Origin of the sequence: Cryobacterium sp. TMT1-62 (assembly GCF_004403145.1) — a bacterium.
Taxonomy (GTDB): domain Bacteria; phylum Actinomycetota; class Actinomycetes; order Actinomycetales; family Microbacteriaceae; genus Cryobacterium; species Cryobacterium sandaracinum.
In genome coordinates, this window is the sequence record NZ_SOGZ01000005.1 from 42729 (window position 1) to 50226 (window position 7498).

Sequence of the window (7498 nt, forward strand, 5' to 3'; positions counted from 1 at the left end):
TTCAGCACCGCCCGCAGCCCGCCGTTCACAGCCCGTGGCCCGCGGCCCACAGCCGCGCTTGCCTCAGTCGACGAGATCGTGGCGCGAGATGATCTCCTCGCGGCCAGGACCGACGCCGATCGCCGAGATGCGGGCGCCGCTCATCTTCTCGATCGCGAGCACGTAGGCCTGCGCGTTCCGCGGCAAGTCCTCGAAGGTGCGGGCGCCGGTGATGTCATCGGTCCAGCCGGGGAAGTCCTCGAAGATGGGCTTTGCGTGATGGAAGTCGGACTGCGACACGGGCACCTCGTCGAAGCGCACGCCGTCGACGCTGTACGCGACGCAGACGGGAATCGTGTCCAGGCCGGTCAGCACGTCGAGCTTGGTCAGCACGAAGTCGGTCACCCCGTTGATGCGGGCCGTATAGCGGGCGACGGGCGCGTCGTACCAGCCGCAGCGGCGCGGGCGCCCCGTGGTGGTGCCGAACTCGAAACCGTTGGCGCGCAGGAACTCGCCCGACTCGTCGAACAGTTCGGTCGGGAACGGGCCGGCGCCGACGCGGGTCGTGTACGCCTTGACGACGGCGATGATCCGGTCGATCCGGTTCGGGCCGATGCCCGAGCCGGTCACGGCGCCGCCGGAGGTCGCGTTCGAGGAGGTGACAAACGGGTAGGTGCCGTGGTCGACATCCAGCATCGTGGCCTGGCCGCCCTCGAAGAGCACGGTCTTTCCGGCGGTGAGGGCCTCGTGCAGCAGCAGGGCGGTGTCGGCGACCATCGGGCGCAGACGCTCGGCGTAGCTGAGCAGGTCCTGGACAATTTCGTCGACCGTGATCGCGCGACGGTTGTAGACCTTGACCAGCAGGTGGTTCTTCTGGGCCAGGGCACCCTCGACCTTCTGGCGCAGGATGTTCTCGTCGAACAGGTCCTGCACGCGGATGCCGACGCGGTTGATCTTGTCGGCGTAGGTCGGGCCGATGCCACGGCCGGTGGTACCGATCTGGCGCTTGCCGAGGAAACGCTCGGTGACCTTGTCGACCGTGCGGTGGTACTGGGTGATGATGTGAGCGTTGGCGCTCACCTTGAGTCCGGACACGTCCACGCCGCGGGAGATCAGCGCGTCAAGTTCTTCGAAGAGCACCTCAATGTCGACGACCACGCCGTTGGCGATGATCGGCGTGACACCGGCGGTGAGGATGCCTGACGGCAGCAGGTGCAGCGCGTACTTCTCGGTGCCGATGACCACGGTGTGGCCGGCGTTGTTTCCCCCGTTGAATTTGACCACGTAGTCAACCCGGCTGCCGAGGAGGTCGGTGGCCTTGCCCTTGCCCTCGTCGCCCCACTGGGCTCCGATCAGAACGATCGCTGGCATTTAGTTTTCTCCTCGGATAAAGAACGCCTCGGTGGGCGGGGCCGGGTCGGTGGCCCGGTAGCCGTCCGGTGTGCTGGTCTCCTGATCAAGGCGGCTGATCACCGTGGGATCGGCGCCGTTCAGGAAGGTGGTGAGACGGTCGAACTCGTTCTGTTCATTGATCTCGCCCGCGGCCCGGCGCAGCGCATAGAGCGCCCGCAGGACTCCGCGATTGGGTTCGTGGGTCCAGCGCACCGGGCCCTGGCCGTGCCAGCCTGCCTTGCGGAGCGCGTCGAGGCCGCGGTGGTAGCCCACGCGCGCATAGGCGTAGGACTCCAGGGTTCGACCCTCGAGGTACGTGGCGTCGGCCAGCACGGCCCACGCCAGGGAGGACGTCGGATGGGCCTCCACCACGCCGGAAATACTGCCGCTATCGGCTCGGCGGAGCGCCTCGATCACCTCCGGTTCCGCGGGAAGAAGGGTCTCGGGCTGCTCAATCAAATTGTCGCCGGTCACACTCGATCCTAACAAGGCCCGGACCGCTCCTCGCCGAACAGGCCACCGGAGAGGGAACCGAGGATGGCCGCGGCGACCTCGTCCCGCGGCCGGTCCGGTTCGAAAACGAGCCATTCCAGGCCCGCCATCAGCACGGCACCGAACACGCTCGACGCCATCAGACCGCAGGTCGCGTCGGCACGGCTGCCCGGCTTCGCCTCCGCGATCGCGTCGGCGAACACGGCGAGGGCCTCGTGCCGTAGCGCAAAGAGCGTCTTCTGCCAGGTGCGGTCGGTGCGGAAGATCTCCGCCGCCATCAGCTTGGACAGTGCTGTGTTCGCCGCGATCCGGTCGAGCAGCGCGCGCACCAGCGCCTCGAGGGCCGCGCTGCCGTGCAGGCCGGCCGAAGCGGCGCGGAGGGTTTCGGCGAGCGCGCCGACCCCCTCCTGCAGCAGTTTCTCGAACAGTTTGTCTTTGGAGCTGAAGTTGTAATACAGGCTGCCCTTGGCCACCCCGGCCCGCTCGGCGACCTCATCCATCGTGGTGCCGCTGATGCCCCTGGTCGCGGCGAGCTGCAGCGTGGCGTCGAGGATGGCGCGTTTCGTTCCGGTGGCGCGTGCCATTGGAGTTCCTTTCCACGGGCAGGTTCGGTGCCGGCAGGTTCGGTGCCGGCAGGTTCGGTGCCGGCAGGTTCGGTGCCGGCAGGTTCGGTTCGGTGCCGGGGCCGCGCTAGATAGTCAGTTCGGGGTGCAGCCGGCCCACGGTCCAGATCCTCTGGCGGCCGGCGCTCCAGGCGCTGATCGCGACCGAGCCGACCAGCATCACGGCGAGGACGGCAACCGAAACCCACAGTCTAGAGTCGATGCCTCCGGTGATCAGTTCGCGCAGCCCGGTCACGACGTACGACGCCGGCATGAACGGATGCAGCACCTGGAAGAACACGGGCGTGGTCTCCACCGGATAGGTGCCGCCCGACGAACTCAGCTGCAGCATGAGCAGCACGAGGCTGACCACGCGGCCGGCCGCGGTGCCGAGCAGGATGATGAACATCTGCTGCAGAGCCAGGAAGGCGAGCGTCGTCAGGTAGAGGAACGCGCTCATCCCGAACCAGTGTTCGGGCTGCAGGCCGATGCCGTAGACCAGCACGAGCACCATGATCACGACCTGGGCGAGCCCGATGGCCATCGCCGGCAGGAAGCCGGTCATGGTCGAGCGCAGCCCGGAGGCGGCGCTGGCGAGGGCCCGGGTTGGCAGAGCCCGCAGGATCAGCCAGGTGATCAGCCCGCCGACGAAGGTGGCCAGGGCCAGGAAGAAGGGTGCGAACCCCTCGCCGAAACTGTCGGAGGCGTTCTCCCACTTCTGCACGAGCGTGACCGGGCTGGCGATTACGGCCGTCTTCTTTGCAATCTGGTCCGCGGTGAGGTCGGGCGCACTTCGCCCGCCCGTGGTGAGGGAGTCGGCGAGGGTGCCGCTGCCGGCGGCGAGTTCGGCGGCGCCGGTGTTCAGGCTCGCGCCGCCGTCGACGAGCTGCCGGGTGCCGTCGGACAGTGACCCCGTGCCCTCGCCCAGCAGCTCGCTGCCGGCGAGTACGGAGTCCGCCCCGGAGGCCGCGGTGGCGGCCCCCTCGGCCAGGGAGGCCGCGCCGGCCGAGAGTTGCCCGGCACCGGTGGCCACCTGGGCGGCGCCGGAAGCCCCGGCGATCAGCTTGCCGGAGAGTTCCCCGGCTCCGGTGGAGAACTGGTCGCTGAGCCCGGCATAGGTCTGGGTCTGGGTGAGCGCGCCTTGGGCACCCGCGTTCACGGCGCCGGCGCCGGCGTCGAGGTGCTCCACGGCCGGCAGGAACGCCGACGCGGGGGTGCCTTCCGGTGCCGCCTGTATCTGCAGGAGCAGGTCGTGCAGTCCGGTCGACACCGAGGCGGTGCCGCCGGCCAGCGTGCCGGTTCCCGCGGCGATCTGGTCGGCGCCGTCGGCGAGCTGCACCGATTTCTCGGAGAGGGTCGCGGCACCCGTGGCGGCGGCCTGCATCCCCTCGGACACCTGCACGGTGCCGTCGGAGAGGGTCACCGAGGAGCCGGCGAGCGCCCGGGCGCCGTCGGACAGCGTGTCCAGTCCGGTCGCCAGGGTGCCGGCGCCGTCGGTGAGGCGCGCAACGCCGTCGTCGAGGGTGAGCGCTCCCTCGGCAAGGGCATCGAGGCCGACCAGGAGGGAGCCGGTCCCGGCCGACGCTGTGGTGAGCCCGTCGAACAGCCGGCCGGCGCCACCCGCTGCCGAACGGATGCCGTCACCGGCCTCGTTCACCCCCACCAGGAGCGCATTGACGGTCTGGTCGCCGATCTCGGTGGCGACCGCGTCCCGCAGTTGAACCATGGCCTGCTTGCCCATGGTCGTGGCGAGAAAACTGTTGCTGTCGTTGTAGTCGACCTGCACGGTGGCCGAAAGCGGGGTGTCGGTGCCGGCGGAGACGGCGCTGGCCGAGAAGTCGCTCGGGATGGTGACCGAGAAGTAGTAGTCGCCGTCCCTGACGCCCGCGGCGGCATCCGCCCCGTTCGTCACGGTCCAGCCGAGCTCGTGGCCGTCGACCAGCTCGTCAACCAGGTCCTGGCCGGCGGTGACCGGTTCGCCGTCCCGGCTGGCGCCGGCGTCTCCGTTGACGAGCGCCACGGGGAGGTGGTCGAGTTCGTGGTCGGGCGCCCAGAAGGCCCAGAGGTAGAGCGCCCCGTAAATGAGCGGGATGAACATAAGCACGACGAGGGCGATCTTGGGCATCTTGCCCTTGCCGAAGCGGTGCAGTTCGGTGCCGGAGGAGAGGAAGGCGAACATTCAGCGGGTCTCCTGATTCAATGGAACTGCCGAGGTCATCCCGGCCTTGGTCATCACGACAACGGCCGGGTCGATGCCGAGCTCGGCCCACATCTCGGTTTCGGGCGCGGTCGCGGACGCGATCACGCTGGTTCCGGCGGCGGCGACACAGGCGAGGCGCTGCCAGAGGATGCGCCGGGACTCCGGTGCGTGCACCTGCTCGACCTGGTCGAAGAAGAGGATGCTCGGCTCGTTCATGACCGCGAGCGCGGCCCGCAGCAGCACGGTCTGCACCTCATTGAGGTCCCAGATCACAGTGTTGGCAGCCGGAATCGGCACGCCGCCGAACACGGGGGCGCAGACGCGGCGCACCTCGGTGTCGTCGACCGAGCGGATGAACGCCCACCAGGGGGAGATCCAGGCCGTGCGCTCACGGATTGCGGCGCCGACGGTGACCGATTCCTCGAGGGTGTCGATGTCGTGGAAGCCGGAGATGCCGGTGCGCTTCTGCACCCGGCGGGCCCGGCGGGGCAGCTCGTGGCCAAGCACCTCGAGGGTTCCCTCGCTCGGCTTCATGCGACCGGCCAGGGTCAGCATCAGGCTGGTGCGGCCGCTGCCAGTGGGGCCGCAGAGCACGGTGAGGCCGGTGCCGGCCTCAAAGCTCAGGGGCCCGTAAACCGAGCCCCGCTTGAATCGCAGGGCCAGGTCGTGCGCCCTCACTGTCGACTGCACGTCGATCCTCTCGTTTGTACTGACTAGTCAGTATAGAACAAGGGATCGACGTGACGCTTGCCACGGCTCAAGCCGGCGCGCCCCGGGTGCCGCCCGGACGGTGACGTGGCCTTCGCCACGTTGAACGCCGTTCTGGCCGCGGCTAAGACTCCGGAGTACCGGATGCTGCGCGACGACGCGGGAATGTCACCGCGTCGCCGCGGCTGGGAAGCTTCGCGAGCTCGGCCTCCGCGGGGGTGGGAGCTTCGGCCGGGGCCGGGAGGGTCGACCAGCGCAGCAGAGCGGCGGCGCTCGTCTCCGCCGGAAGCTCCCCGGGAGACACCACCATCACCCGCGCATCCGTCAGCATCGCCGCCCGGATCAGCGCGTCGGCGGCCGGCACCGAGCCGAGCTCACTTGCGCCGAGGGCATCGGCCGAGGTGGCTGCCAGCCACGGCTCGCGGTCGAGGGCGATCAGAGTCGTCCCCGCCATCCGGTCCGGGGCCAGCATCAGCACATCGACCTGGCCCTGCTGCAGGGCCCGCACCACGGCCGCGAAGTCGAGCTCGGAGAGGCCGCTGCCCTGTCCCGTCCCCAGCCGCTCGAGGGCGTCGTGCTCCTCCTGCGCGAGAATTGCCGCGAGGTGGCGATTGAGGTCACCTTCGAGTTCCTCCTGCGTGGCACCATCCGGGCGGGTGTTCGTGGCAACGACGTGCAGCACCTCGCGGCTGGCGGGAGAGAGCTGGTCGACGAGCAACTGGCGGGCACGCACGTCGCCGGTGAGCACGAGCAGCTCGGCCTTACTGTCCCGCACGACCTCGTCGATCGCGGCAGCGATCTGGCCCTCGTTGCGCTTCCACACCTCCTCAGTGCGGTGCTGATAGCGCCCGTTCGCAAGGAAGTCGTCTTCGGAACCCACCTTCGTGAGAAACTCCGTGTCGCCCTCCACCTTCACCTTGGAAACCGGGTGCGAGCGGCTGAGCCGGTAGAGGGTGACCTCGCCGCCGTCGCGCCCGGCCTCGGCCACCACGTACCTGAGGTCCCGTGGGCGGTGGATCAGCAGGGGGATCAGAGCGGGCACCGGCCCGTAGGAGACCAGCAACTCGCCGAGCGGCTCCCCCGAGAGCACCTCGTTGAATTCGACCACGCCCTGCCGCACGAACATCAGCCTGCCTATCGAACCGCCCACGCCCGGCGGCTCCTCAATCAGCTCGATGATGGTGCTGATGTCGATCTCCGGGGCACCGGCATCGGTCAGCGCCTCCCGCAGGGTGCGCTGGCGCAGGGAAGAGGTTCGCCGGGGGTTCTGCGCATCCTGGGTCACGTCAACGTAGGCACTCGACACCGAACCGGATCGACGGTATAAGTCCGCGAGCCCCTCATTACCGAAATCAGCCATTGCGGAGTCCTTTCTGTGGCAGTTTATCAACCACGGTATCCCCGGGTTCCGGCGTTCACAACCCTGCCGGACGGTCCGCAGCGGAGCGGAAAAGCTGCCCCTCTCCGGTCGTTACAGGGCGGTCTGCTGGTGCGTCGCGACGCACCAGCCGCCGTCGGCGAATACGTAGGTCGTGGCCGCGTTCGCCTCGATCACCTCGTCGCCGCGGTGGGCCAGGAGCCGGTAGACGAGCACCCCGGCGTGTTCGTTCTGGCGCACCACGGCCGGCTCGCGGAGCTGGTAGCTCGTGATGGCGGGCATCTCCTTGAAGAAGGCGATCGCTTCGTTGCGGGTGACGATCCTGCCCGGCAGGATCAGCAGTCCGTCCGCGGTCATCGTTCGCCGGTAATAGTCTCCGCCGCGGCCGGCGAGAATCGCCTGCCACCCTTCGTGCTCTTCGTGAAGGAGGCGGGCGGGCAGATCGTCAGTGATCGCAGTCATGACCCAACGCTAGCCCCTCAAAGCACCGACTGAGCCTCTGGGAGCGGGACTGAGTTCTGGATCTGCGGCCGGGCGAGCCGCCCGTCAGTACGGCGCCGGGTCGAGCTCGGGATCGGGCTCGGACTCGGGCTCGGGCTCGGACTCAGCCGCAGGCGTGCGCGGTTCCGGTGCGGGTCTCGGCACAGGCGACGCCGAGCGGATGACCGTGGCCGGCTCACTCACGAACGTGCGCCCGGTCGGCGACGTCCACTCAAGCGTGCCGTCACCGAGGTGCAACACCCGCCA

Annotated in this window: 7 protein-coding genes and 1 pseudogene; all 8 read right to left on the reverse strand. The window is 69.0% G+C overall.

Annotated elements, in window-relative coordinates:
- Positions 1-63: 63 nt before the first annotated feature.
- Positions 64-1350, reverse strand: a complete 1287-nt coding sequence (locus E3T34_RS01985) for an adenylosuccinate synthase (protein ID WP_104099431.1) — start codon at positions 1348-1350, stop codon at positions 64-66.
- The gene (locus E3T34_RS01990; RefSeq protein WP_241976913.1) at positions 1351-1845 is read right to left on the reverse strand and encodes a DUF3151 domain-containing protein; all 495 of its coding nucleotides are present in this window, start codon (positions 1843-1845) and stop codon (positions 1351-1353) included.
- Between the two features lie 8 nt (positions 1846-1853).
- Entirely contained in the window at positions 1854-2447 is a 594-nt protein-coding gene (locus E3T34_RS01995) for a TetR/AcrR family transcriptional regulator (RefSeq protein WP_134342002.1), read from the reverse strand.
- Between the two features lie 106 nt (positions 2448-2553).
- The gene (locus tag E3T34_RS02000) at positions 2554-4644 is read right to left on the reverse strand and encodes a YhgE/Pip family protein (protein ID WP_134342003.1); all 2091 of its coding nucleotides are present in this window, start codon (positions 4642-4644) and stop codon (positions 2554-2556) included.
- Entirely contained in the window at positions 4645-5355 is a 711-nt protein-coding gene (locus E3T34_RS02005; protein WP_134342004.1) for an ATP-binding cassette domain-containing protein, read from the reverse strand.
- Positions 5356-5497: 142 nt separating this feature from the next.
- A complete protein-coding gene (locus E3T34_RS02010) occupies positions 5498-6733 on the reverse strand; it encodes a hypothetical protein (protein ID WP_104099426.1) in 1236 nt (411 codons plus the stop codon).
- Positions 6734-6844: 111 nt separating this feature from the next.
- Positions 6845-7213 (reverse strand): DUF4440 domain-containing protein, encoded by a 369-nt coding sequence (locus tag E3T34_RS02015; protein ID WP_104099425.1) that lies wholly within the window; start codon positions 7211-7213, stop codon positions 6845-6847.
- 84 nt (positions 7214-7297) lie between these two features.
- A pseudogene (locus tag E3T34_RS16200) lies at positions 7298-7498 on the reverse strand (hypothetical protein); the annotation flags it as partial.